Origin of the sequence: Rhizobium sp. M10, assembly GCF_002531955.1 — a bacterium.
Classification (GTDB): domain Bacteria; phylum Pseudomonadota; class Alphaproteobacteria; order Rhizobiales; family Rhizobiaceae; genus Rhizobium; species Rhizobium etli_C.
In genome coordinates this window covers 1-22,924 of sequence record NZ_NWTA01000006.1, presented here as the reverse complement: position 1 = coordinate 22,924, position 22,924 = coordinate 1, and the positions used below count along the sequence as shown (strand labels likewise).

Below are 22,924 nucleotides of genomic sequence, written 5' to 3'. Positions count from 1 at the left end.
GTCGCCCGGAAGTGGGCGGCGGATTTGCATGACAACAAAGAACATCAAACCAGGCCGGAGGCGCCAGTCGGGCGGCTCCGGCCTGTTCGCTCATCCCCTCAGGCGGTGAGGTTTCGATAGATCGCCGGCAGTGCGCCCGGGAGTTTCGAAAGCTCCGAGATCACGGCAAAGCCCGCCCTTCCGAAGATTGCCGGCAGATAGTCTCCGGCGTTGCGGTCCACGGTGACGGCAAAGACGGCCTGGCCAAGCGCACGGGCTTCGGCGACCGCTTTTCGACTGTCTTCCAGGGCAAATCGTCCTTCGTAATGATCGACATCGTTCGGCTTGCCGTCCGTCAGGATGAGGAGGAGCTTTTTCCGTGCGGCATGCTTGTGCAGCTGTCCCGAAACATGCCTGAGGGCCGCGCCCATTCGCGTGTAATAGCCGGGCTTGAGATCGGCGATCCGCCTCGCGGTCGTCTGCGAGAAAGTTTCCTCGAATTCCTTGATGCTGTCGATGCGCACCCAGTTGCGGCGTCTCGACGTGAAAGTGTGAATGGAGAAGCTGTCGCCGCAGGCATCCAGGCCGCGCGCAAAGACATCGAGCGCCTGTTTCTCGACATCGAGGACCCTGCGGTTATCCACCCAAGAGTCCGTCGACAACGAGACGTCGACGAGGATCGACGTTGCAAGTTCGTGTGAGGCAGGGCGGGCGCATTCATAAATACGGTCATCCGGCTGCCCGGTTGCAAGCAGATCGGCGCGCGCCCGTATCACCGCCTCGAGGTCGAGGTCGTTGCCGTCGAGCTGCGCCTTCCGGAGCTCCCGCTTCGGCCGGAGCGTCTCGAATTGCCGTCTGATCTTGCGCACGATGGCCTGATCGGTCGCGACGGTCGCCTGCTGGGCGGCCGGGACGGTGCCGAGGAGGACGCGGCAGTGATCCTCCATATATTGCCTTCTACGGTAATCCCATTCGGGATAGGTGAATTCGCCGTGGATCTGCGAGACGTCCGAGGCTTCCGGGGAGAGATCCAGGTCGAAACGGAATTTCGACTTCGGCCGCTCACGTGTTTCGCTCAAGTTGATCTCGTCGAGTTCATCGGCCGCGCCGGCATCGTCGTCGTCGCGGTCATCCGTCGGACGGTCGACGTTGACCATCTCGGCCATGGCGAGGATCTTTTCGAAGCGGTTGAGGATGAAGGGATCGCGCTTGCGGTCGTCGGCGTCCTTCTTACGGACGGCTTGGTGCGAAGAGCGGGCAGGGGCCGCCTCGCCACCCTCGGAGGGGAGGTCCTCGCGGTCGGATGTTGCAGCCTCCGCGCGTCCGGTGAAGTCGGGCCAGATCGGGACAGGCAGCATCGGCAGATAACCTGGGGGCGCCTTGGCTGCCGTCGGCCGGATAAGGTTGGGCAGCCGGTCTCCCAATGGAAATGCCAGGGCGAAGCGCAGATAATCCTCGACCTGCCTCTCGGCCTTGGGCAGCCTGCCGCGGGTTCGGCATGCGAGAATGGCCTCGCTCAGGCGGAGGTGGCGGGCATGCATGCCGGGAAAAATCTCGACCACCCGCGCGACGTTTCCGCGCCCCGCTTCGATCCGGGCGATGTCGGACAGCATGGCGTCGTCCGCCCTGCGGTCGGGAACGGAAGCCACCGCGATATAGGCCGCGAGCCAGAAATAGAGATCCCGGTTCAGCCGTTCGTCATCGAAGATATCGATCGAGGCGGGCAGATGGATGGCGCTGCCGTCCCAAGTCGGATGATCGCTTCTCTCCTCGCCGAGGCCGACCACTTGGCGGAAACGCAGCCGATGCGACGAGCTCTGCTGGCGCGATTTCTGGATCTGCACCGTCGGCTCGCCGCCGAAGGCGCGGAAGCAGACCGACAGCTGCGATCTGATGTCGGCCAGCTTGACCGCATGCTGCGGATGGCGGGGCCAGGAGCGCGTGTCGCCGACAAGGCGGTGCCACGCGCGTCCGACCGTTTCCTCGAGTTCCAGGAATTCGAGCATCGCTCACCTGCCGAGCGTCGCTGCGGCCACTTCGACAAGGGCGGCCTTCACATCGGCTTCGTCGGTCAGCGGCTCGATGATCGCGGCTCTGACCGCCTCGACAAGCGGCATCCCTGCATCGACGAGGGTGGCGCAATAGATGATGAGGCGCGTCGACACGCCTTCCTCGAGATCCTGTCCTTTGAGCGTGCGAAGCCGGCGGGCAAGGTCCACCAGCGGCGCCACCCGGCTTTCGGCCAGGCCGCTTTCGATCGATACGGTCGCGATCTCGCGGTCCCTGGGAAGAAAATCGAACTCGATCGACACGAAGCGCTGGCGCGTGCTGGGCTTCAGCGATTTCATCAGATTCTGGTAACCTGGGTTATATGACACGACCACCATGAAAGACGATTGCGCCTCGATGAGCTCGCCGGTGCGCTCGAGCGGCAGGAGCCGGCGGTCGTCCGTCAGCGGATGAAGAACGACGGCGACGTCTTTGCGGGCTTCGACGATCTCGTCGAGGTAGCAGACGCCGCCCTCGCGCACGGCCTTGGTCAGCGGACCGTCGACCCAGACGGTTTCGCCGCCTTTCAACAGATAGCGCCCGGTCAGATCGGCGGCGGTGAGATCGTCATGGCAGGATACGGTGGAGACCGGCAGTCCCAGGCGCGCGGCCATGTGGCGGACGAACCTGGTCTTGCCGCAGCCCGTCGGCCCCTTGAGCAGAATGGGCAACTGCCGGCTCCAGGCGCTCTCGAAAAGCGCACATTCGTTGCCATGGGCGGTGTAGTGCGGAATTCCCGCATTCGGATTGAGCGGGAGATTAAGCGCGATCGTCATTTCTCTGTTCTCCAAGAGGGGGAGCCCGCCTATTCGGCGGGCTGTGCGATGGCGTCGGGCAGGCGGGCGCGGCCCGGGACAAGGACCGACCAGATGAACATCAGCGCACTGATGAAGACGAAGACGCCGGAGCCGAGCCTGACCCAGTAAAAGACGCTGAGCTGGTCCTGCACGTCCATGTAGGCCTCGCCGAGGATTCTCTGCAGGTGAACCTGGATGATGCCGGCAAAGGTGAGGGCGAAGGTCATGACCGACATCGCCGTGCACATGATCCAGAAGCTCGTGATCGAAAGCCACTGATTATAAGGCGCACGGCCGCGGATCTGAGGAATGGCATAGGCCATCGCCGCCAGATTGAGCATGACGTAAGCGCCGAAGAAGGCGAGGTGCCCATGCGCCGCCGTCACCTGCGTGCCATGCGTATAATAGTTCACCGAGGACAGCGTATGCAGGAAGCCCCAGACGCCGGCGCCGAAGAAGGCCATGACCGAGCATCCGATCGACCACAACAGCGCCGCCTTGTTCTCATGCTTGCGGCCGGCCTTCCAGGTCATGACGAAGGTGAAAATCACCATCGTGAAGAAGGGGGCGACCTCGAGCGTCGAGAAAAGCGAGCCGATCCACTGCCAGTATCCGGGCGCACCGATCCAGTAGTAGTGATGGCCGGTGCCGAGAATTCCGGAGAAGAGCGCCAGGCCGATGATCACATAGAGCCATTTCTCGATGACCTCCCGGTCGATGCCGTTCAGCCTGATCATCAGGAAGGCGAGGACCGAGGCCATGATCAGCTCCCAGACGCCCTCGACCCAGAGATGGACGACATACCACCAGTACATCTTGTCCAGCGCCAGGTTGACGGGATTGTAGAAGGCGAAGAGGAAGAAGATCGCCACACCCCAGAGCCCGAACAGCAGGATGTTGGTGATGGTGGTCTTGCGCCCTTTCAAGGCCGTCATCGTCACGTTGAACAGGAACATCAAGGCCACGAGCACGATGCCGACCTTGATGGCGAAAGGCTGCTCGAGAAACTCGCGGCCCTCGTGGATGTGGAACAGGTAACCGATGACGGCGACCGCGGCGGCCACCAGGAAGATCCAGAATTGCGCGATGGCGAGTTTCGGGCTGTAGAGTTCCGTCTCGCACTCCTCCGGAAGCAGGAAATAGGTGGTGCCCATGAAGCCCATCAGCAGCCAGACGATGAGCGCGTTCGTGTGGATCATGCGGACGATGTTGAACGGCAGCTCGACCGACAGCGTATTCGGCAGAACGTAGATCGTTCCCGCCAGGACGCCGAACAGCAGCTGCGCCATGAAAAGGCCGAGCGCTCCGTAGAAATAGAGCATGGCGACGCTTTGTGTCTTGTATTTCATTGCTTGGTCCTCTCGCCCGTCAGCCCGCCTGGTTCGGCGGCCACGCCTGCGTGTTCATCTTGCTGACCCATTCGAGGAAGTCCGCGAGATCGTTCACTTCTTCTTCGGTCAGATTGAATTGCGGCATCTGCCTGCGGCCCTCGATGCCGGAGGGTTGCGCCGCCATCCAGGCGTGGAGCGCCTCACGGGCGCTTGCCGGATCCTTGTCGCCGCCCCAGCGTATCCAGACGTTGGACAGCTCGGGTGCGAAATAGGCGCCTTCGCCGTCCAGCGTGTGGCAGTTGATGCAGGCGTTCTTCTCCCAGACGTGTTTGCCCCTGCCGACGCTCTCGGTCAGCTTCGTCTCGTCGGTCGAAACGGTCCTGATGTAATAGTGGCTGTGGGCCGTCAGCCCGACGAATATGGCGAAGAAGAAGGCCGATCCGCCGTAGAACACGTTTCGGGCCGCGGTTTTTGTCAGGCGTTCAGCCATCGATGATCCTTTCATGTCGGTGGCGGAGCCCGCCGTGACGTCGAAAACGGAGCCACAGGCTCACGCCCCCTGGATGACGGAAAGGCGGCGACGGGTCTTTGTTAATTCGCAAAGACTGCCGAGAATGCGAAGGCTCGGACCAAAGCTGCGGCGAGCACGGCCGCCGCCCACAGGGTCAGAGAGAGACCGAGCGGCGAACCCTTGATGCGCAGACCGAGGAAGTCGGAGACGACCAGGCGCACCTTGACCAGCGCAATCACCGCGGCGGAAAGCGCCAGTCCAGGTTTTGCCGCAGCGCCTGACAACAGCACCGACGCCGCGAAGACGCAGGATGTCAGTATCAGCAGGAGGATCAGCGCCCGCGACGGAGCGGCCAGCCTGTTGCCCGTCTTCATAGAAGATAGACCACCGGGAACATGACCAGCCAGACGATGTCGATGACATGCCAGAGGGTCGTCATGAGATGGATATTCTCAGGCGATGGGAAACGAGCCATCAGCGCGAGGACCAGGGCTCCGAACAGGACATGCGCCAGGTGAAATCCTGATATCAGGACGTAGAGCTGCGAGAAGGCGTCCTCGGCAAGCAACGATGCACCTTCCGCCCGATATTCGTAAAGTTTGAGAGCGACGAACAAGATCCCGCCGGCGGCCGCAGCAAGCAGGGCCAGGCGTTGCCGCCGTGCGGTGCCGGAGCGCGCGGCGAGCGCCGCAAACCAGCCGCTCACCAGCAGGATTACGGTATTGGCAAGGGCGATATCCTGATGAAGCCTGGCCTTTCCGGCCGCAAATAGCTCCGGCTGGAACCACGACGCCATGACGAAGCCCGTCAACAGCGCCGCAAAGGCCACGAGTTCGCTCCACGCCAGGATCCATACCAGCAGATCGTCGCTCTGGGGTGGGGCTTGGCCGTGGGGCTCGGATGAAATCATCGCTGTCATGGCTGCGACCATAGGGGCGATATCGCGCCCACTCTTTGACCGATCGCAAAGAGTGGGCCGGTCGGAACGCCTAGGGTCTGCCGAAAGGAGATCCTGATGACCGACGCGCAAATAGGACTGTCGATAGCAACCCCCGTGATCATCGTATTCGCAATCGCCCTCTATCGGATGGGCGTGCTGCAGCGGACGGGCACGATCTCGGCGGTTCTCGCGTCAATCGCGATCGCCGCGAGCCTGTTCCTGCAGAGGTAATACCATCATGAAGACACCGATCCCGACCGATCTCACAGAACTCGAAAGCTGCTACGACCAGCTGATGTCCTGGTGCGACGTGCTCCAGGCCGTCGCCGATTTCCTGCCTTGCCACATCGACGAACACCTCTGCGGCCGGATCTCAAGCGGCCTGCTTCCGCTGCTGCTGACAACGCATGAGCTTGAAAGGCGCCTGATCTCGGCGGGGCTCGGCGTGATCATGGACGCCGGGGAAAGAGCCGAGGCGGAAGAACGCCGGCGGGTCGGGCGCCTGTTCGATCATGGCGCCGCGCAGGACATCGTCATCACCCTGGAAAGCCTGGGTGAGGGGCGCTGCCGGCTGTCATGGGAAGCGGTCGGATACCAGCTGCGCTCGTTCTTCTGCTCGATACGCGGCCATATCAGGTCGGAACGCGAAATCATGCGATTGGTGCAGCGGGCCATGGCGGCTGCAGCGCGTCCGGATAATGCAATCGATCAGACAGAAGCCGCCTGAGCCAGGACGGATTTCGGTTCTCAACGTTTAAGAAAGCGCTTGCCGTTCGACGCGCCGGAACAGGCTTTTCAATTCCGGCTCGTTCACCAATGAGGCCGCCTCGAGAGGCGGCATCCAGGCGAGCGTGCGTTCCCGCCGTTCCGGGAAGTTGGCCTTGGTGCGACGAACCGTCATGATGTGAACCGTCACGAATGACGGCACCTGCCTGCCATCCTGAAGCGTCTTGAGATAGGAGAAACAGCCGAAAGCGCGTTTCTTCGCCCGCCCCTTCACACCCGCCTCTTCCCAGGCTTCGCGCTCGACCACCTCATGGGGCGCCAGCCCCTTGATCGGCCAGCCCTTGGGGATGGTCCACCGGCCGGTTTCGCGCGTCGTGATCAGCAGAACTTCGGAACCGCCGCCGGGTCCCTCCCGCAGGCAAAGTGCGCCGAATTGCTCCAGCGCCTTGCCGAGGAGGATCGTCTCGGCATGGCCGGCAAGCTCGGACAGGAGTGTCGGCGCCTTGTGCATCCCTCAAAGATGGGTCGGTTGTTTATTTCAGGCAAGTAGACGCCTTGGTTGAATTTCCGCCATGGCCGCTATTCCGACAGGCTGCCTTCAAGATGGACGGAATGGAAATCGTCGATGAGCACTTCCAGATCGGCCAGCCAGCCATTCGGATCCCTCACCGGAAGGCCGCTCGCCTCCCATCCGCCCTCCGGCGCCCTGGTCAGTTGGAACTTCATCGGCTCGATTGCCGATCCAGGGTTTTTCAGGCGAAGAACGACCTGCCGGGGATCGAGCGCGCCGAAATCGGCAGCCATGACGGCGACGTGAATATTTGCGCTCCCGTTGCTCCCGGCTTCCAGCTCGAGTTGCGCCATCACCTCGTCGGCATGCAGATGCACGGACGCCATTGCCGAAACCTCGGCGGCTTCCGCCTGGTCCGGCCCGGCAAACCGCCAGAGGCCGGCCGCGCCGATAATCGCGACGGCCAGGATGACTTCAAAGAGGATGCTTCGCCGCAGCCGTCTTCTCGCAACCGCGTCGCCCGCCAAAGTCGCGCCGGTCAGCCAGAAGCGGTTATAGGCGGCCAGCACGCAAAGAGCGGCGACGAACATGATCTTGACGACGAGAATCCGGCCGTAGAGCGACGACAGGATCTGGCCAAGCGCCGGAAGCTCCACCACCGCCAGCACGAATCCGGCAACGATCATCATGATGAACGCAAACGGGATGTTTCGCGAGAAGCTCTCCAGCGGGCGCAGCTTCAGTGGCGTCCGGCAGAGCTGCCAGAGCGGTAGCAGGCTTCCTATCCAGAACAGCAGCGTTGCGCTGTGGAGAAATATCGCGACCCTCGCCAGCCAACGCGGATCGGCCACGCTGCAATGCCCGCTGAAGGTGAAGGAGCTCGCTGCCAGCATCAGGGCAACGACGGCAAGGATGCGGCCGGCGATTTTGACGCCGGCGAAGGGAAGTATGACGGCCAGGAACGACAGAAAGAACAGGCCGGCGCAAATTGCCGCATTGCCTTGCAGGGCGATCCTGAACGGCTCAGCGCCGGCGAAGACAAGGCCATCTCCCGTTTCGTCCAGTCCCTGCAGATAGAGGCCCGCCGCCAAGAGCGCGCTTCCGGGCAGCAAGGCCGTGGCGACACCCGCCGGGCCGCGGCCCCTGGCCAGCCAGCGGTCGAAAACGGCGCCGCCGACCACGAATGCCAGCAACAGCACGGTGGCGGTGTGCGCGAGCCAGATGGCAATCGGCAAAAAAGGATCCGCCCGCTCGCCGACCGCAACGGGCAATCCTGCGGTGGCGGCGCCGACATGGAATAGGAGGGCGCCGCCGATCGGATGGCCGTCCTCCGACTCGACGCGGTAGCTCACGATCGCGGTACCGCTGATATCCGAATTTGCAAATCGCAATCGGACAGCGGACCCCGATGCCGCGGCGTTCAGCTCCTGATTGACGCCACGGCCGTCGGTTGCTGTCGCCCGCAGGACCCGGACCGGCTCATTGAAATGCAGCTCGATCTCGGCGGGCGGCCGGTCCAGTGTCTCGTTGGCGGCCGGCGTCGAACTTATCAGTGTGGCGTGGGCAAGCGCGCCGGTCGGCAGAAACGTGCCCATCGCGATGATGGCGGCCGCGCAGGCCGCCTGAATGAGCCGTGTCGCGAGGTTGCCTACCGAGCACCACATGATCGACGGCTCTCGCCCGCTCACGAACGCGGTTGTTCGACCACGTCGAAGAACGGGGCAGGGGTTTCGTAGTCGTCGGACGACCTGCCTGCCGCGGGAATGTCGATCCAGCGTTCGACGGCGCCTTCCGTGCATTCCTGGACGACCGGAACGTAAATGCGGGTCTTGGCCGGAATCTCCTTCGCGACCGTCGCGCGGAATACTAACTCGTCATATTCGTCGTCGGCGAGATTGCCGCCGGACCAGGTGATCTCGCCCACCCCTTCCTTCACGGGCTTGCCGTGCAGGTCATAGCTCTTTTCATAGGCCGCATTGACCTTCTCGACAGTCCAGCCCGGTTTCGGCATTGGCTTTGCCGACAGCAGCCCCTCCGGGATCTTCACGCGGATCTTGACCGTGGCCTTGCCCTCGCATCCGTGTCCGACGCGAAGCACTGCCTTGTACGCCTTGCCTGACGGCGCCTGGCTCTGCTCGAGGGTGACGTGAGCATCGGCTGCGCCTGCGAGGCAGACAGCCGCCACGAAAGCAATCGTCATGGGCTTGAACATCATGGTTCTCCATTGTGCGGGATGGCGCGCAAGCGCGGCCATCCGCACCTGCCGTTGATCACTGGGTGATGTGTGTGAGCTCGGCATCGAGCCGCTTGCGCACCATGTTCGGCACCTTTGCGATCTTGATCGCTTCGAGATTGGCCGGGCCGTCGCCGACCTGGATCAGGGCAACCATGCCCATGCCGACATGCGGCGTGCATTTCAGGACATAGGCGCCCGGAACATCGAATTTCGCCTGATATTGTTCGTTCGGCTTGGACTTGAATTCGGCAACGCCATCCGGAATGAGGCCTTTGAAGGTCTCGACATTGTGGCTCTTGTCGGTGGGAATGAAGGTGACGGTGTCGCCGGGGGCGATCTTCAGGAAGCCGGGCTCGAACACCATCGCGCCGTCCGAGCCCTTGTTGAGCATCTGAACCTGGTGGTCGGCGGCCATCAACGGCGCTGCCGAGGCAATCAAGGCTGCCGCTGCAGCGATCAGACCGAATTTCAAACGCATTTGCAATCTCCTGTTCTGCGAGGCTCGATCAGCCTCATGAATCTGTTCTAGGAGATGCCGGAACTGGGTTCTTTGACGCCCGTCAAACTCGGGAAAAAAAGCCGACGATCCGAATTTTCAGCTGTTTGCCCAGCGCCTTGAGGAATATGGCCGCCCGCGAGCGATGCAGCATCCCCGGAGGACACGCAGGCTCGGCGAACGCCGGCGCTGCGGGATCATTCGGGATGGCCGCAAGTCTGAGCTCACTTCGCGTCGAGAAGCTCGCGGAGCTTCAACGCCAGTTCCCTTGCGGTATAGGGCTTGCGCAGCCACTGTGCGCCGGGAACGATGCCTTTGCCCGCAAGACCCGGCTCGGAATATCCCGAGGTGAACAGAACGGCGATGTCGGGCCGCAAGATGCGCACCTCTCGTGCGAGTTCGTCACCCGTCATCCCGCCCGGCATCACAATGTCGGTAAACAGCAGCGCGATGTCGGGATTTTCCCTGAGGAGATCGAGGGCGCGGTGGCCGTTCTCGGCTTCGCGCACCGTATAGCCCATCGAAGCGAGCCTGGCGACGGCCACGCGGCGGACGCGGGCGTCATCTTCGACCACCAGCACCATCTCGTTCCCGCGCGGCAGCTGGCTCTCGCCGGCGCCCTGATCCGGCGCGGATTCGCGAGGCTTCGCCCCGTTGACCGCCGGCAGATATATCCGAACCGTCGTGCCGCGTCCCACCTCGCTGTAAAGCTGGAGGTGCCCGCCCGATTGCTTGACGAAACCATAAACCATGCTGAGCCCGAGACCGGTGCCCGAGCCGACTTCCTTCGTGGTGAAAAACGGTTCGATCGCCCGCTTCCTGACTTCCTCGGTCATGCCGGTGCCGGTATCCGTCATGGTGACGAGGACGAAGTTGCCGCTGCGCACCTCCGGATACATTTTTGCATAATCGGCATCGAGATGGACCCGCGAAATCGTCGTCGTCAGACTGCCACCTTTCGGCATGGCGTCCCTCGCGTTCAGGGCGATGTTCAAAATGGCGTTCTGAAGCTGCGAGCTGTCGACGAGGACATCGAGGCCCGACCCGTCGATGACGGTCGACAGCCGGATATCTTCTCCGAGCGTTCGCCGCAGCAGATCCGCAAAGCCGCTGACGAGCTGACCGAGATCGGCATGCTTCGGGTTCAACGGCTGGCGCCGGCCGAAGGCCAGCAGTTGGCCCGTCAGGACAGCTCCGTCCTGCGCGGCGGCCTGGGCCTCCCTGAGAATGTCGCGAAGGCTGCCGGGCGGCAGCTTGTCCTCGATCATTTCGAGGTTGCCGCTGATGACGGTGAGGAGGTTGTTGAAGTCGTGGGCGAGGCCCCCGGTCAACTGTCCGATCGCCTCCATCTTCTGCGCCTGGCGAAGATCCTCCTCGATCTTGAAGCGGCTCGTCAAGTCCCGGACGAAGCCGGTGAAGATCCGCTCGCCGTTGGCCGTCGCCTCGCCGACATGGAGTTCCATCGGGAATTGCGAGCCGTCGGCCCGCTGGCCTGTTACAACGCGCCCGTAGCCGATGATCCGCTTTTCGCCGGTTTCGATGTAGTGGTCGATATAGCCGTCGTGGGCATCGCGATAGGGGTTGGGCATCAGGTTGCTGACGTTACGGCCGCAAATCTGATCCGCCGGCATGCCGAACAGTTTTTCGGCAGCCTTGCTGAATGACAGAACCGTACCCTTGTGGTCGATCACTACCATGGCATCAGGGACGGTGTCGAGGATCGAACTGAGGTGCGCCTCACGAGACTTGACTGCCTCCTGAGCCCGCCGCAAGGCGCTGACGTCGCTGTTCGTCTGGATGACGGCAAGCTCTCCGTCCGACAGATTGACCAGCACGCAGCGGGACGCGACATGAATCTCGTGGCCGCCCTTGTGGCGGTGAATGATCTCACCCTGCCAGAAGCCGCGCGATTTCAGCTGGTCGCGGATGTTTTCCGCTGGTTCGGGGAACTTGGTCGCCAGCAGTTCGTAGACCTTCTCGCCGACGGCCTCCTCTCTTGCCCAGCCATACATGTTCTCGCAACCGATCGACCAATGCGTGATCGTCCCATCGAAACGATGGACGAGGATATCTGCGCCGTCGAGCACGTGCACCATGGCATCCAGCTCCTGCGGCGATGCGGTTCTGGGTGACACGAGGCGATGGGGCATGAACGTCGATCCTGCGGCTTGTTGCATCAGTGCAGGTTGACCCTATGACAGGAATCCTCCGAAAAATCATCAGCGTCGCCCGACAACTGTACCAGCCGGCCGAGATTGACGATCCTGAGGTCGTGCCTGCCCTCGGGAACAACGATGTTGCGCGACGCAAGTTTCGTGATCGTGCGGGATACGGTCTCGATGGTCAGGCCGAGATGGTCCGCAATGTCCTGGCGGTTCATCGGGACGCGCAGCAGACCCTGTCGCGGCTGCGGGTTGCGGCGGGATGCAAGCTTGACAATGAAGCTGCAGAGGCGCTCCTCGGCGTTCTTCTTCGACAGCAGCACCATCTGTTCATGCGCAGCGGCCGCCTCCTGGCAGAGCAGCGAGATATAGGCCGGGCCGAGCGCATTCGACCGAGCGACCTCTTCGTGGAAGCTCTTGCGCGATATCCGGCGGATCTTGCATTCGGTGACGGCCTCGGCCGTGAAGAGGAAATCGTTTTGCAGCGACGCGCCGATGAGATCGCCGGCGAAATGAAACGCGGTGATCACGCGGCGACCTTCGCCGATGATGCGATGCAAGCGGACGACGCCTTCTTCCACCTGGAAGAGATGGTTGGCCTTGTCGCCCTCCCAGCAAATCGCCTTGCCGGCTGCGACGGGCTCGGCCGCCGAGCTGACGAAAAGCGACGACAGCGATTGGCCGGCATGAAGGGCTTCTAACGTCTTCTCGGCATTGTCGAACGCGTGGTTGTTCTGCATCAGCATCGTCGTGTCCCCCTGTGGCAGTGGGTGCAGTAGAAAGCCACTGCGTCACACGGGAATGAGCAGACGGTGCCAAAGGGTGAAAGTTTGTAACAGTGTGTAACAGCGGCGGTTCGTCCGCCGCTTCCAGTCCGCTTGTTGATGTAGATCAAGGAGCCGTTCCCGGCTTCGTGACAGTCCTGCCTCGAAATCCGAGAAAGCCGGCCGCGAGGCGGTCGTCTGTGCACTGGGGACGACATCATGAATTACACGACGGAAACGATGGTGGTCGCGGTCGCAGCGTTTCTAGCGCTGCTCGCAGCCGCATTCGCGCACGATCATCTCTTTGCGGTCCATATGGGCATACTTTGCCTCTGCTTGGTTGCGGGAACCCTGCTGCTTGTGCGGAAGGTCGACTTCGCACCGGCGGACCAACGGCGGAAAGTCGACCTCTCAGGCTATTTCGACGAGGTGATCCGCTACGGCTTGATCGCCACGGTATTCTGGGGTGTGGTCGGCTTCCTGGTTGGCGTCGTAGTTGCCCTGCAGCTGGCCTTTCCCGACCTCAACATCGCGCCCTATCTCAATTTCGGCCGGCTGCGGCCGGTTCACACCTCGGCCGTCATCTTCGCCTTCGGCGGCAACGCGCTGATCATGACGTCGTTCTACGTGGTGCAGCGCACCTGTCGCGCGCGCCTCTTCGGCGGCACGCTCGCCTGGTTCGTCTTCTGGGGCTACCAGCTCTTCATCGTCATGGCGGCGACCGGCTATGTGCTGGGCATCACCCAGGCCCGCGAATATGCCGAGCCCGAATGGTATGTCGATCTCTGGCTGACCATCGTCTGGGTTGCCTATCTCGCCGTCTATCTCGGAACGATCCTGAAGCGCAAAGAGCCGCATATCTATGTGGCGAACTGGTTCTATCTCGGCTTCATCGTCACCATCGCGATGCTGCACGTGGTCAACAATCTGGCGGTTCCGGCATCGTTCCTCGGTTCGAAGAGCTATTCGCTCTTCTCCGGTGTCCAGGACGCGCTGACCCAATGGTGGTACGGCCATAACGCCGTCGGCTTCTTCCTGACCGCCGGCTTCCTCGGAATGATGTACTATTTCGTGCCGAAGCAGGCCAACCGGCCGGTCTATTCCTACCGGCTGTCGATCATTCACTTCTGGGCCCTGATCTTCATGTATATCTGGGCCGGCCCGCACCATCTGCATTACACGGCGCTGCCCGATTGGGCGCAGACGCTCGGCATGGTCTTCTCGGTCATGCTCTGGATGCCCTCCTGGGGCGGCATGATCAACGGTCTGATGACCCTGTCGGGCGCCTGGGACAAGATCCGCACGGACCCGATCATCCGGATGATGATCGTCGCCATCGCCTTTTACGGCATGTCGACCTTCGAAGGCCCGATGATGTCGGTCAAGGCAGTCAATTCGCTCAGCCACTATACCGAATGGACGATCGGCCACGTGCATTCCGGCGCGCTCGGCTGGGTGGGCATGATCACCTTCGGGGCGATCTACTATCTGACGCCGAAACTGTGGGGGCGCGAGCGTCTCTACAGCCTGCGGATGGTCAACTGGCACTTCTGGCTCGCAACGCTCGGCATCGTGATCTACGCCGCCGTGCTCTGGGTTGCCGGCATCCAGCAGGGGCTGATGTGGCGCGAATACAATTCCCAGGGCTTCCTCGTCTATTCCTTCGCGGAAACGGTCGCGGCGATGATCCCCTACTACGTGCTGCGTGCGGTCGGCGGAGCGCTTTACCTGGCGGGCGGCCTCGTCATGGCCTGGAACGTGTTGATGACGATCCGCGGCCAGCTGCGCGACGAGGCGGCAATCCCGACCACTTTCGTGCCCCAGGCACAGCCTGCCGAATGAGGTGAGACATGGCATCGATACTTGATAAACATAAGATCCTCGAGAAGAACGCGACGCTTCTTCTGGTCGGCTCGCTGCTCGTCGTCAGCATTGGCGGCATCGTTGAAATCGCACCGCTCTTCTACCTGCAGAACACGATCGAGAAAGTGGAGGGCATGCGGCCCTACACGCCGCTCGAGCTCGCCGGACGAAACGTCTACATCCGCGAAGGCTGCTATCTCTGCCACAGCCAGATGATCCGGCCGTTCCGCGATGAAGTCGAACGTTACGGCCATTACTCGCTCGCCGCGGAATCGATGTACGACCATCCGTTCCAGTGGGGATCGAAGCGGACGGGGCCGGATCTGGCCCGCGTCGGCGCACGCTACTCGAACGAATGGCACGTCCAGCATCTGGCAGATCCGCGCGCCGTCGTGCCGGAATCGATCATGCCGAGCTATGCCTTCCTCAAGGAGCAGGAGGTGACGGTCAAGGGTGTCGGAATGGACCTCAAGGCCAATGAGGACGTGGGCGTGCCCTACAACGACGACATGCTGGCGAATGCCGAGGCCGATATGAGGGCTCAGGCCGATCCAAATGCGGACACGACGGCCCTGCTTGCGCGCTATCCGAAGGCAAAGGTCGGCGATTTCGACGGCGACCCGGCCAGGCTGACCGAGATGGACGCTCTGGTGTCCTACCTGCAGATGCTCGGAACGCTGGTCGATTTCTCGACCTATGACGACGCGACCGGCTACCGGTGAGGGGATCCATGGAAACCTATACTGCAATGAGACACTTCGCCGACAGCTGGGGCCTCCTGGCAATGGCGGCATTCTTCGTCGGCGCGGTCGTGTTCACCCTTCGCCCAGGCAGCAAGCAGACGGCGAAAGAAGCCGCCGATATTCCCTTGAAGGACGATTGAGATGTCGGAAAAACATATCGATGAATTGAGCGGCGTCGAAACGACCGGACATGAATGGGACGGCATCCGCGAGCTCAACAATCCGATGCCCCGCTGGTGGGTCTGGACCTTCTACGTCACCATCCTGTGGGCGATCGGCTATGCCATCGCCTATCCGGCCATCCCGATGATCACCTCCGCCACGAAAGGCTATTTCGGCTACTCGACGCGCGCCGAACTGCAGCAGGACCTCGATCTCGCCAAGGCATCCCAGACGAAGTTCCATGATCTGATCGCGGCCAAGACGGTGCAGGAAATCGACGCGGATCCGGCTTTGCGTGAATTCGTCATCGCCGGCGGCGCGTCGGCATTCAAGGTGAATTGCGCGCCCTGCCACGGCTCGGGCGCGAGCGGCGGGCCGGGATTCCCGAATCTCAACGACGACGACTGGCTGTGGGGCGGGGACCTCGATGCCATTCAGACCACGATCGCTCATGGGATCCGCTTCGACGGCGATGCGGAGAGCCATGCTTCCGAGATGCCGCCCTTTACCGATGTTCTTCAACCCATCCAGATGAAGCAGGTCGCCGCCTATGTCTGGGGACTGACCAATACGCCCTCCGATCCCGCGCTCGCGGAGGCGGGAGAGCAGGTCTTCATCGACAACTGCGCCGCATGTCACGGTGAAGACGCCAAAGGCAAGGCGGAAATGGGCGCGCCGGATCTTGCCGACGCGATCTGGCTGAAGGCGCGCGGCGAAGACGCCATTCTTCGCCAGGTGGCCTCTCCCAAGCATGGCGTCATGCCGGGCTGGGCGGGACGTCTCGGCGACACGACGGTCAAGGAGCTGACCATTTTCGTCCATTCGCTGGGCGGCGGCACGTAAGGAGAAAGCCATGACAGTTCATGACCACAATCCGATCCTCGGTCTCTACGGCACGCCGCGCGCTGTTATCCGATCGCGTGTCTCGGCGCGCGCTACACCGATACCTCCGTCTGCCGAGCAAGACGACCCGGCAAAGATCGGCAATTCGATCGTAAGTTTGACCAGCCTCAAAGATCACAAGCAGACGAGCCGATAGTGTCAGCTCCTGTCGAGGACGTCCCAGCGGTGTTTCTCCCCCGCTGTCCTCCGGCCACGCCCTTACCCCGGGCGTGGCCTTTTCGCTTCCGGAAAGGTCTTTCTTGATCTGCATCAAGGAACGGATGCGCCGCGGATGGGACAAGAGCGGGTGAAACCGGACAGGTCCCATGAATCTTTATACCGCCCCCGATCCAAACGACATCGAGCGCGTCAGCGTCGAGCCGGTCAATGCCCGGCGCAACCGCCAGCCTCTCTATGCGCCGCGCAAGAAGATTTTTCCAAAGCGCGCCGAGGGGCGATTCCGCCGGTTCAAATGGATCGTGATGCTGATCACACTCGGCATTTACTACCTCGCGCCGTGGATCCGTTGGGATCGCGGTCCCTTTGCACCTGACCAGGCAATCCTCATCGACCTCTCTTCGCGACGCTTCTTCTTTTTCTTCATCGAAATCTGGCCGCAGGAATTTTACTATGTTGCGGGGCTGCTGGTCATGGCCGGGTTCGGCCTCTTTCTCGTCACCGCCGCGGTCGGCCGCGCCTGGTGCGGCTACGCCTGTCCGCAGACTGTCTGGGTCGATCTTTTTCTCGTCGTCGAACGCGCCATCGAAGGCGATCGCAACGCGCGGATGAAGCTCGACGCCGGCCCCTTCACCTTCGACAAGCTCCGCAAGCGGGTGATCAAGCACGCGATCTGGCTCTTGATCGGCGTCGCCACCGGCGGAGCGTGGATCTTCTATTTTGCCGACGCGCCGAGCCTGGCCGCTTCGCTGTTTTCCGGCAGCGCTCCTGCCGCTGCCTATGCCACGATCGCCACCCTGACCGCCACGACCTATGTGCTCGGCGGTTTCATGCGCGAGCAGGTATGCACCTATATGTGTCCGTGGCCGCGCATCCAGGGCGCCATGCTCGATGAGAATTCGCTTGTGGTCACCTATAATGACTGGCGGGGCGAGCAGCGGTCGCGCCACACCAAGAAGGCCCAGGCCAAAGGCCTGCCGGTCGGCGACTGCGTGGATTGTAATGCCTGCGTCGCGGTCTGCCCGATGGGGATCGACATTCGTGACGGCCAGCAGATGGAATGCATCACCTGCGCCCTCTGCATCGACGCCTGTGACGGCGTCATGGACAAGCTCGGAAAACCGCGCGGTCTGATCGCCTATGCGACGCTCAGCGAATATTCGAGCAACATGTCGCTTGCGACGGACGGAGGGCGGACAGCCATCCAGCCCTCCAAGGTCCGAAACGACGATGGAAGCTTCATCCCCGCGGTCCGGCACTTCGACTGGCGCATCATCTTCCGTCCGAGAATCGTCTTCTACGCCGTTGTCTGGGCATCGATCGGCATCGCCATGGTCGTCCATCTCGCCTTCCGCGAACGGCTCGAGCTCAACGTCGTCCACGACCGCAACCCTCAATATGTTCTGGAAAGCGACGGCTCCATCCGCAACGGCTATACGCTGCGCGTCCTCAACATGGTGCCAACGCCGCGGGACGTCACCATCACCCTCGTCGGGCTGGAGGGGGGCACGATGCGCATTCCCGAATTCGGCCGGCAGGATGGCCGCAGCTTCACCGTCCATGCCGAACCCGACGCGGCCACGACGCTCAAGGTCTTCGTCACACGCAAGCCCGACGGAGCCGAGATCAATGAATTCCTCTTCGTCATCGAAGATACGGGCCATGCCGACCGGGCGACCTATCGCGCGGCGTTCAATGCACCGGGAGACGGGAAATGAAGGCTTCCACTCAAGGTTTTACCGGCTGGCACATGCTGCTTGCGATCTCGGCATTCTTCGCCGTGGTGATCGCCGTCAACGTCACCATGGCCTTCTATGCCTCGTCCAGCTGGAGCGGCTTGGTCGTGGAAAATACTTATGTGGCCAGCCAGCAATTCAACGGCAAGGCGGCAGCGATGAAGGCAATGGCCGCCTCCGGTGTCGAAGGCGCTTTCTCCCTCAAGGGCAGCGAGATCCGCTACGAGATCCACGACAAGGGGGGTGCGCCTGCGATCATCGACGATGTCACGCTGAGCTTCAAACGGCCGGTCGGCGATCATGAGGATTTCAGCCTGACGCTGCGCAAGACCGGCGAGGGGCGGTTCGAAGCCGATCATGAGGTCGCCGGCGGCGACTGGATCGTCGAGGCCATATCGAGACGGAACGGCGTGGTCATCATGCATGAGGCCAAGCGCTTCGATACTGCGGAGTTCGGCCAATGACCTGCTGCTCGATGGATACCGAAAGCGTTCTCGCCCTCAGTGCGACATCCTCCAGCGCCGAGGAAGTCCGCCTTGCCAGCCATCCGCTCGGGGCCGGATTGCACCAGCTCGATCTCAGCGTACCCGACATCCATTGCGGCGGCTGCATATCGACCATCGAAAGCGCGCTGTCGGCGCTTGCCTTCGTCCGGAAAGCCCGGGTCAATCTCACCGCCAGACGGGTTAGCTGCGTCTATCAGGAGGAGATCGACGGGCGGGCGACCGATCCGTCCGAAATGCTCGCGGCGGTCAATGCGGCCGGATACCGCGCGCATCTCATCACGTCGACAGCGCCCGAAACCGACAGGATCCGGAACCAGCTGCTGCTGGCGATCGGCGTTTCCGGCTTTGCCGCCGCCAACATCATGCTGCTCTCGGTGTCGGTCTGGTCGGGCGCCGATGCGGCGACGCGCGACATGTTTCACTGGGTCTCGGCGATGATCGCGGCGCCCGCGCTGGTCTATGCTGGACGCTTCTTCTTCAAGTCGGCCTGGAATGCGCTGAAGCGCGGGCGCACCAACATGGACGTTCCGATCTCGCTCGCGGTGACGCTGTCTTACGCCGTCTCCCTGTGGGAGACCATGCATCATGGCGAACATGCGTGGTTCGACGCTTCGGTGTCCCTGCTGTTCTTCCTGCTGATCGGCAGAACCCTCGATCATGTGATGCGGGAAAAGGCCCGCGCGGCGATCAGCGGGCTTGCCAGACTGGCGCCGCGCGGGGCGCTCTTGATGATGCCGGACGGATCGCGGCGCTACGTCGCGGTCGAAGAGATCGCGCTCGGAGATGACATCGCGATTGCGGCCGGCGAACGTGTTCCCGTCGACGGCAAGGTCGTCAGCGGCGAGAGCGACGTCGACCTCTCCATCGTCACCGGCGAGAGCAGCCCGGTCGCCGTCGCCCCAGGCAGCGCGGTGAATTCGGGTGCGATGAACCTGACCGGCTCGCTCGTCCTGCGGGCGACGAAAGTGGCGAGAGATTCGCTTCTTTCGGAAATCATCGGCCTGATGGAAGCGGCCGAAGGCGGAAGGGCTCGCTATCGCCGGATCGCCGATCGGGCTGCAGCACTCTATTCCCCCGTCGTGCACCTGCTGGCGCTGGCCTCCTTCGTCGCCTGGGGCGTGCTCGGCGGCGACTGGAAACAGGCCATGCTGGTCGCGGTCGCGGTGCTGATCATTACCTGCCCCTGCGCATTGGGCCTTGCCGTGCCGGTGGTCCAGGTGGTCGCCGCCGGCGAACTTTTCCGCAGGGGCATCATGGTCAAGGACGGTTCGGCGCTCGAAAGGCTGGCCGAGGCGGATATCGTGGCCTTCGACAAGACCGGCACCCTGACGATGGGCCGGCCCCGCCTCATCCGGGCCGACGCGATCGACGCGGGCAATACCGCCATCGCCTGCGCATTGGCGGCGCATTCACGCCATCCCCTTTCTCAGGCTCTGGTGCGGGACATGGAGATCGTTTCCTCCGTCGCCTTCGACAGGGTCACGGAGATCCCCGGCGGGGGACTGGAAGCCTGGAGAGGCGCGGACGTCTATCGGCTGGGCAACCGGGCCTTTGCTTGCGGAAATAACCTCGCGTCCCGCGCGGGCGACAGTCCGTTTTCGGAAGTGGTCCTGTCGAAGAACGGCGCCGATCTCGCCCGTTTCCTGTTTGACGACACGCTTCGCCCGGGGGCTGTCTCGGCCGTCCGCCAGCTTGCCGCAACCGGCCTTGAAACGCTGATGCTATCCGGCGACAGGCAGACCGTCGTCGACAATACTGCGCAGGCTCTCGGTATCGACCGGGCTCTGGGCGTCCTGACGCCGAAACAGAAGGTGGAGGAATGCCGCAAGCTGAGCGCCGAAAGCCACCGGGTGCTCATGGTCGGCGACGGCATCAACGATGCTCCCGCACTTGCCGCCGCGCATGTCTCGATGGCGCCTGCCACGGCATCCGACATCGGCAGGCAGGCCGCCGACCTCGTCTTTTTCCACGACCGGCTCGATGCCGTTCCGGAAGCGATCGCCATTGCGCGACGATCCGCCAGCCTGATTCGGCAGAACTTTGCCCTCGCCATCGGCTACAACGTGCTGGCGGTGCCGATCGCGATCGCCGGATTGGCGACGCCGCTGATCGCGGCGGTGGCCATGTCGACATCGTCGATCATCGTCGTGACGAACGCGCTGCGGTTGAACGCCTTCGGCAAGCGGCCCGGCCTGCCGGCCGAAGCGCGCGCCGGCGGGAATGCGGAGGTCAAAACCGCATGAACATGCTGATCTATCTGATACCGATTGCGCTGCTGATGGGCGGAATGGGCCTGCTGGCATTCCTCTGGTCGCTGAAGAGCGGCCAGTACGACGATCTTGAGGGCGCCGCCTGGCGAATCCTCGCCGAGGACGAGACCGATCGGAAAAAATCTTGAACCGCACACAGGCCAACGAAAGGACGACCGATGCTTGCGAAAAATCCCATACTTTTGCGGTCTGACCTGTTCGACGGCCTGGATGAGGCGACGATGGAAGAACTGGTCGCCACGGCTCGGTTCCGGAGCTTCGCACCGGACGAGCGGATCATCGCCGAGGGCGAGCCAGCGTCCTTCGTCTATTGCGTCATGCGCGGCTTCGTGCGGCTTTCGAAGTCGGAGAGCACCGGGCGCGAGGCAGATATCTGCATCTGCGAACCGGGCGACACTTTCGGCGAATATCTCCTGTCAGGAGGCGGCGCCTACGCCTACAGCGCGTGGTCAGCAGACGGCGCGGAGGTCGCGTTGTTCGAACTTTCGCAATTGCGGGCGCTCACCGACCGATATCCCGTCATGCATCGCAACGTCATGCGCATCATGACCCGGCATCTGCTCGGCGCGATGGATTGCATAGCCGGAGACCGGCTGCACACGGCCGCGCAGCGTGTTGCCAATTACCTCGTCAGCCGATGCCCGGCCTCAGCCTTGCAGGCCACGTTTCGGCTGCCGTATCGGAAGAGAATTCTGGCCGGCAAACTCGGGCTCGCGCCCGAAGCCCTTTCCCGGGCTTTCGCCGCGCTCGTTCCTGCAGGGGTCGAAGTCAGAGGCAAGGTCGTCCTGGTCGACAGCGTCGATCTGCTGCGCAAAGCGTGCTGACCTCGGAAGCAGGGCGGTAACCGCGCCGGAATTTGACCGGCGTCAATGTGACGATCGCTTGCTCCGTTATGTTCAGGCGCAAAAGGCACCTGGACGTCATGCTTATCTGGATTGTTTTTGCGGTCATCGCGACTGCCGTCATCGCTTCCCTTCTTCATCCGCTCGCTTCGGGCCCTTTCCGCATCGACGGTGGCGCCGACGACGCATGCCGGGTCTATCGAGACCAGCTTCGCGAACTCGACAGGGAAGTGGAGACGAACCAGCTCGGGCGCAACGAGTACGAATATGCCCGTGCCGAAGTTGCGCGGCGGCTCTTCAAGGCAAGCGAACAGCAGCCTGAACACCGCCGGAAACCGCCGCATGCGCAGCGATGGGCGAAGCTCGCCATCGTCGCAGTTCTTCCGCTCGCGAGCATCGGCCTTTATGCCCGGCTGGGTTCGCCCGACATGGCCTCGCAGCCGCTGCAGGCACGACTGGAAGATCCTGGCCAGAAACTCGCAGTTCTGATCGCCAGGACGGAACGCCATCTTGCGGGCCAGCCCGATGATGGGCGGGGGTGGAGCGTCATCGCCCCGGTCTATCTCAGGACCGGCCGGTTGCCCGAGGCGAAAACGGCTTATCGCAACGCCCTGCGGATCCTCGGCCCCGATGTGGATCGGCTGGGTGGTCTTGCCGAGGCCCTGATGGCCGAAGCAAAAGGCTCGGTGACCGCGGATACGCTTGATATCCTGCGGCAGATCCTCCAGCTCGAACCGAAAAACCCGCGCGCACTGTTCCACATCGCTCTCAGCTTCGAGCAGGCGGGACGGCATGCCGAGGCGCTGGCAGATTTCGAGGCGCTGGCGAAATCGTCGCCGGCCGGCGCGCCCTGGCTATCGCTCGTCAACCAACATATTTCCGCCAATGGCGGAGAACCGCTGACCGCCTTGGCGCGGGAGCCTCGCATAACAGCTCAAGGAGATTCGAGATGACGCGCAAGCAGAAGCGCCTTGCGGTGATCGCGGGCGGGATGGGTTTCATCCTTGCGGCGGTGCTGTTGGTGATGTTCGCCTTCAGCCAGTCGGTGGCCTATTTCTACATGCCGGCGGATCTGGCCAAGACCCCGGTGGCGCCTGAGACCCGCATCCGGCTCGGCGGGCTGGTGGGCGCGGGCAGCGTCGTGCGCGGCGCCGGCTCGACGGTGGAATTTGCCGTCACCGACGGCAGCGCCAATGCGGTCAAGGTCCAATATACCGGCATCCTTCCCGATCTGTTCCGCG

Annotated in this window: 26 protein-coding genes; 14 read left to right on the top strand and 12 right to left on the bottom strand. The window is 62.7% G+C overall.

Annotation, left to right across the window (positions count from 1 at the left end; genetic code table 11):
- Nucleotides 1–98: 98 nt before the first annotated feature.
- The 6 genes from CO671_RS11550 to CO671_RS11525 form a co-directional block, all read right to left on the bottom strand.
- Nucleotides 99–1,985 carry a VWA domain-containing protein gene (locus CO671_RS11550; RefSeq protein WP_097606030.1) on the bottom strand — a complete coding sequence of 629 codons (1,887 nt, stop codon included), beginning with the start codon at nt 1,983–1,985 and terminating at the stop codon, nt 99–101.
- A gap of 3 nt (nt 1,986–1,988) precedes the next feature.
- A complete protein-coding gene (locus CO671_RS11545; RefSeq protein ID WP_097606029.1) occupies nt 1,989–2,804 on the bottom strand; it encodes a CbbQ/NirQ/NorQ/GpvN family protein in 816 nt (271 codons plus the stop codon).
- A 29-nt stretch (nt 2,805–2,833) separates the two neighbouring features.
- Nucleotides 2,834–4,174 (bottom strand): cbb3-type cytochrome c oxidase subunit I, encoded by a 1,341-nt coding sequence (locus tag CO671_RS11540; protein ID WP_097606028.1) that lies wholly within the window; start codon nt 4,172–4,174, stop codon nt 2,834–2,836.
- A gap of 19 nt (nt 4,175–4,193) precedes the next feature.
- Nucleotides 4,194–4,646 (bottom strand): cytochrome c, encoded by a 453-nt coding sequence (locus CO671_RS11535; RefSeq protein WP_097606027.1) that lies wholly within the window; start codon nt 4,644–4,646, stop codon nt 4,194–4,196.
- Nucleotides 4,647–4,747: 101 nt separating this feature from the next.
- The gene (locus CO671_RS11530; RefSeq protein ID WP_010028846.1) at nt 4,748–5,041 is read right to left on the bottom strand and encodes a hypothetical protein; all 294 of its coding nucleotides are present in this window, start codon (nt 5,039–5,041) and stop codon (nt 4,748–4,750) included.
- On the bottom strand, nt 5,038–5,586 hold the full coding sequence (locus CO671_RS11525) for a cytochrome c oxidase subunit 3 (RefSeq protein WP_245424972.1): 549 nt from the start codon (nt 5,584–5,586) through the stop codon (nt 5,038–5,040). The genes CO671_RS11530 and CO671_RS11525 overlap by 4 nt, the downstream gene beginning before the upstream one ends.
- A gap of 96 nt (nt 5,587–5,682) precedes the next feature.
- On the opposite strand from CO671_RS11525, the gene CO671_RS33705 reads away from it, so the two are divergent.
- Both CO671_RS33705 and CO671_RS11515 read left to right on the top strand, forming a co-directional pair.
- On the top strand, nt 5,683–5,838 hold the full coding sequence (locus CO671_RS33705; protein WP_016737102.1) for a hypothetical protein: 156 nt from the start codon (nt 5,683–5,685) through the stop codon (nt 5,836–5,838).
- Nucleotides 5,839–5,845: 7 nt separating this feature from the next.
- Nucleotides 5,846–6,334 carry a hypothetical protein gene (locus CO671_RS11515; RefSeq protein WP_097606025.1) on the top strand — a complete coding sequence of 163 codons (489 nt, stop codon included), beginning with the start codon at nt 5,846–5,848 and terminating at the stop codon, nt 6,332–6,334.
- A gap of 27 nt (nt 6,335–6,361) precedes the next feature.
- Here CO671_RS11515 and CO671_RS11510 read toward each other — a convergent pair whose 3' ends face one another.
- The 6 genes from CO671_RS11510 to CO671_RS11485 all read right to left on the bottom strand — a co-directional run bounded on the left by CO671_RS11510 (nt 6,362) and on the right by CO671_RS11485 (nt 12,484).
- On the bottom strand, nt 6,362–6,844 hold the full coding sequence (locus CO671_RS11510; RefSeq protein ID WP_010028447.1) for an NUDIX hydrolase: 483 nt from the start codon (nt 6,842–6,844) through the stop codon (nt 6,362–6,364).
- Between the two features lie 68 nt (nt 6,845–6,912).
- Complete coding sequence (locus CO671_RS11505; RefSeq protein WP_097606024.1) at nt 6,913–8,508, bottom strand: copper resistance protein CopC; 1,596 nt, start codon at nt 8,506–8,508, stop codon at nt 6,913–6,915.
- A 20-nt stretch (nt 8,509–8,528) separates the two neighbouring features.
- Nucleotides 8,529–9,056: a DUF1775 domain-containing protein gene (locus tag CO671_RS11500; protein WP_097606023.1), complete on the bottom strand. Its 528-nt coding sequence runs from the start codon at nt 9,054–9,056 to the stop codon at nt 8,529–8,531.
- A gap of 58 nt (nt 9,057–9,114) precedes the next feature.
- Nucleotides 9,115–9,558, bottom strand: coding sequence for a pseudoazurin (locus CO671_RS11495; protein ID WP_097606022.1), 444 nt, complete (start codon nt 9,556–9,558; stop codon nt 9,115–9,117).
- Nucleotides 9,559–9,800: 242 nt separating this feature from the next.
- On the bottom strand, nt 9,801–11,726 hold the full coding sequence (locus CO671_RS11490) for a PAS domain S-box protein (protein ID WP_097606294.1): 1,926 nt from the start codon (nt 11,724–11,726) through the stop codon (nt 9,801–9,803).
- A gap of 26 nt (nt 11,727–11,752) precedes the next feature.
- Entirely contained in the window at nt 11,753–12,484 is a 732-nt protein-coding gene (locus CO671_RS11485) for a helix-turn-helix domain-containing protein (RefSeq protein ID WP_097606021.1), read from the bottom strand.
- A 237-nt stretch (nt 12,485–12,721) separates the two neighbouring features.
- Here CO671_RS11485 and ccoN point away from each other — a divergent pair, with 237 nt between their 5' ends.
- From ccoN to CO671_RS11425, 12 genes are all read left to right on the top strand, one after another.
- On the top strand, nt 12,722–14,344 hold the full coding sequence (gene ccoN / locus CO671_RS11480) for a cytochrome-c oxidase, cbb3-type subunit I (protein WP_097606020.1): 1,623 nt from the start codon (nt 12,722–12,724) through the stop codon (nt 14,342–14,344).
- Nucleotides 14,345–14,352: 8 nt separating this feature from the next.
- Nucleotides 14,353–15,087: a cytochrome-c oxidase, cbb3-type subunit II gene (gene ccoO, locus CO671_RS11475; RefSeq protein ID WP_097606019.1), complete on the top strand. Its 735-nt coding sequence runs from the start codon at nt 14,353–14,355 to the stop codon at nt 15,085–15,087.
- Nucleotides 15,088–15,095: 8 nt separating this feature from the next.
- Nucleotides 15,096–15,248 carry a CcoQ/FixQ family Cbb3-type cytochrome c oxidase assembly chaperone gene (locus tag CO671_RS11470; RefSeq protein ID WP_003568501.1) on the top strand — a complete coding sequence of 51 codons (153 nt, stop codon included), beginning with the start codon at nt 15,096–15,098 and terminating at the stop codon, nt 15,246–15,248.
- Nucleotide 15,249: 1 nt separating this feature from the next.
- Nucleotides 15,250–16,113, top strand: coding sequence for a cytochrome-c oxidase, cbb3-type subunit III (gene ccoP / locus CO671_RS11465; protein ID WP_097606018.1), 864 nt, complete (start codon nt 15,250–15,252; stop codon nt 16,111–16,113).
- A 10-nt stretch (nt 16,114–16,123) separates the two neighbouring features.
- Complete coding sequence (locus CO671_RS11460) at nt 16,124–16,309, top strand: hypothetical protein (RefSeq protein ID WP_097606017.1); 186 nt, start codon at nt 16,124–16,126, stop codon at nt 16,307–16,309.
- Between the two features lie 169 nt (nt 16,310–16,478).
- Nucleotides 16,479–18,047 (top strand): cytochrome c oxidase accessory protein CcoG, encoded by a 1,569-nt coding sequence (gene ccoG, locus CO671_RS11455; protein ID WP_097606016.1) that lies wholly within the window; start codon nt 16,479–16,481, stop codon nt 18,045–18,047.
- A complete protein-coding gene (locus CO671_RS11450) occupies nt 18,044–18,529 on the top strand; it encodes a FixH family protein (protein ID WP_097606015.1) in 486 nt (161 codons plus the stop codon). The genes ccoG and CO671_RS11450 overlap by 4 nt, the downstream gene beginning before the upstream one ends.
- Nucleotides 18,526–20,814: a cation-translocating P-type ATPase gene (locus tag CO671_RS11445; RefSeq protein WP_097606014.1), complete on the top strand. Its 2,289-nt coding sequence runs from the start codon at nt 18,526–18,528 to the stop codon at nt 20,812–20,814. The genes CO671_RS11450 and CO671_RS11445 overlap by 4 nt, the downstream gene beginning before the upstream one ends.
- Entirely contained in the window at nt 20,811–20,969 is a 159-nt protein-coding gene (gene ccoS / locus CO671_RS11440) for a cbb3-type cytochrome oxidase assembly protein CcoS (protein ID WP_010029083.1), read from the top strand. The genes CO671_RS11445 and ccoS overlap by 4 nt, the downstream gene beginning before the upstream one ends.
- Nucleotides 20,970–20,999: 30 nt before the next feature.
- Entirely contained in the window at nt 21,000–21,665 is a 666-nt protein-coding gene (locus CO671_RS11435; RefSeq protein WP_097606013.1) for a cyclic nucleotide-binding domain-containing protein, read from the top strand.
- Nucleotides 21,666–21,763: 98 nt separating this feature from the next.
- Nucleotides 21,764–22,636: a c-type cytochrome biogenesis protein CcmI gene (gene ccmI / locus CO671_RS11430; protein ID WP_245424971.1), complete on the top strand. Its 873-nt coding sequence runs from the start codon at nt 21,764–21,766 to the stop codon at nt 22,634–22,636.
- Nucleotides 22,633–22,924, top strand: a 292-nt coding sequence (locus CO671_RS11425; RefSeq protein WP_141514463.1) for a cytochrome c maturation protein CcmE, incomplete at its 3' end; no start/stop codon positions are given. The genes ccmI and CO671_RS11425, both read left to right, overlap by 4 nt.

Coding starts and splice junctions, on each gene's coding strand:
- CO671_RS11505 (WP_097606024.1), bottom strand. CDS start 8,508: ATGTGGTGCTCGGTAGGCAACCTCGCGACACGGCTCATTCAGGCGGCC.
- CO671_RS11435 (WP_097606013.1), top strand. CDS start 21,000: ATGCTTGCGAAAAATCCCATACTTTTGCGGTCTGACCTGTTCGACGGC.
- ccoO (WP_097606019.1), top strand. CDS start 14,353: ATGGCATCGATACTTGATAAACATAAGATCCTCGAGAAGAACGCGACG.
- ccoS (WP_010029083.1), top strand. CDS start 20,811: ATGAACATGCTGATCTATCTGATACCGATTGCGCTGCTGATGGGCGGA.
- CO671_RS11535 (WP_097606027.1), bottom strand. CDS start 4,646: ATGGCTGAACGCCTGACAAAAACCGCGGCCCGAAACGTGTTCTACGGC.
- ccoG (WP_097606016.1), top strand. CDS start 16,479: ATGAATCTTTATACCGCCCCCGATCCAAACGACATCGAGCGCGTCAGC.
- CO671_RS11510 (WP_010028447.1), bottom strand. CDS start 6,844: ATGCACAAGGCGCCGACACTCCTGTCCGAGCTTGCCGGCCATGCCGAG.
- CO671_RS11550 (WP_097606030.1), bottom strand. CDS start 1,985: ATGCTCGAATTCCTGGAACTCGAGGAAACGGTCGGACGCGCGTGGCAC.
- CO671_RS11540 (WP_097606028.1), bottom strand. CDS start 4,174: ATGAAATACAAGACACAAAGCGTCGCCATGCTCTATTTCTACGGAGCG.
- ccoP (WP_097606018.1), top strand. CDS start 15,250: ATGTCGGAAAAACATATCGATGAATTGAGCGGCGTCGAAACGACCGGA.
- CO671_RS11545 (WP_097606029.1), bottom strand. CDS start 2,804: ATGACGATCGCGCTTAATCTCCCGCTCAATCCGAATGCGGGAATTCCG.
- CO671_RS11485 (WP_097606021.1), bottom strand. CDS start 12,484: ATGCTGATGCAGAACAACCACGCGTTCGACAATGCCGAGAAGACGTTA.
- ccoN (WP_097606020.1), top strand. CDS start 12,722: ATGAATTACACGACGGAAACGATGGTGGTCGCGGTCGCAGCGTTTCTA.
- CO671_RS11530 (WP_010028846.1), bottom strand. CDS start 5,041: ATGAAGACGGGCAACAGGCTGGCCGCTCCGTCGCGGGCGCTGATCCTC.
- CO671_RS11515 (WP_097606025.1), top strand. CDS start 5,846: ATGAAGACACCGATCCCGACCGATCTCACAGAACTCGAAAGCTGCTAC.
- CO671_RS11460 (WP_097606017.1), top strand. CDS start 16,124: ATGACAGTTCATGACCACAATCCGATCCTCGGTCTCTACGGCACGCCG.
- ccmI (WP_245424971.1), top strand. CDS start 21,764: ATGCTTATCTGGATTGTTTTTGCGGTCATCGCGACTGCCGTCATCGCT.
- CO671_RS11490 (WP_097606294.1), bottom strand. CDS start 11,726: ATGCCCCATCGCCTCGTGTCACCCAGAACCGCATCGCCGCAGGAGCTG.
- CO671_RS11450 (WP_097606015.1), top strand. CDS start 18,044: ATGAAGGCTTCCACTCAAGGTTTTACCGGCTGGCACATGCTGCTTGCG.
- CO671_RS11470 (WP_003568501.1), top strand. CDS start 15,096: ATGGAAACCTATACTGCAATGAGACACTTCGCCGACAGCTGGGGCCTC.
- CO671_RS11500 (WP_097606023.1), bottom strand. CDS start 9,056: ATGTTCAAGCCCATGACGATTGCTTTCGTGGCGGCTGTCTGCCTCGCA.
- CO671_RS11445 (WP_097606014.1), top strand. CDS start 18,526: ATGACCTGCTGCTCGATGGATACCGAAAGCGTTCTCGCCCTCAGTGCG.
- CO671_RS11525 (WP_245424972.1), bottom strand. CDS start 5,586: ATGACAGCGATGATTTCATCCGAGCCCCACGGCCAAGCCCCACCCCAG.
- CO671_RS11495 (WP_097606022.1), bottom strand. CDS start 9,558: ATGCGTTTGAAATTCGGTCTGATCGCTGCAGCGGCAGCCTTGATTGCC.
- CO671_RS33705 (WP_016737102.1), top strand. CDS start 5,683: ATGACCGACGCGCAAATAGGACTGTCGATAGCAACCCCCGTGATCATC.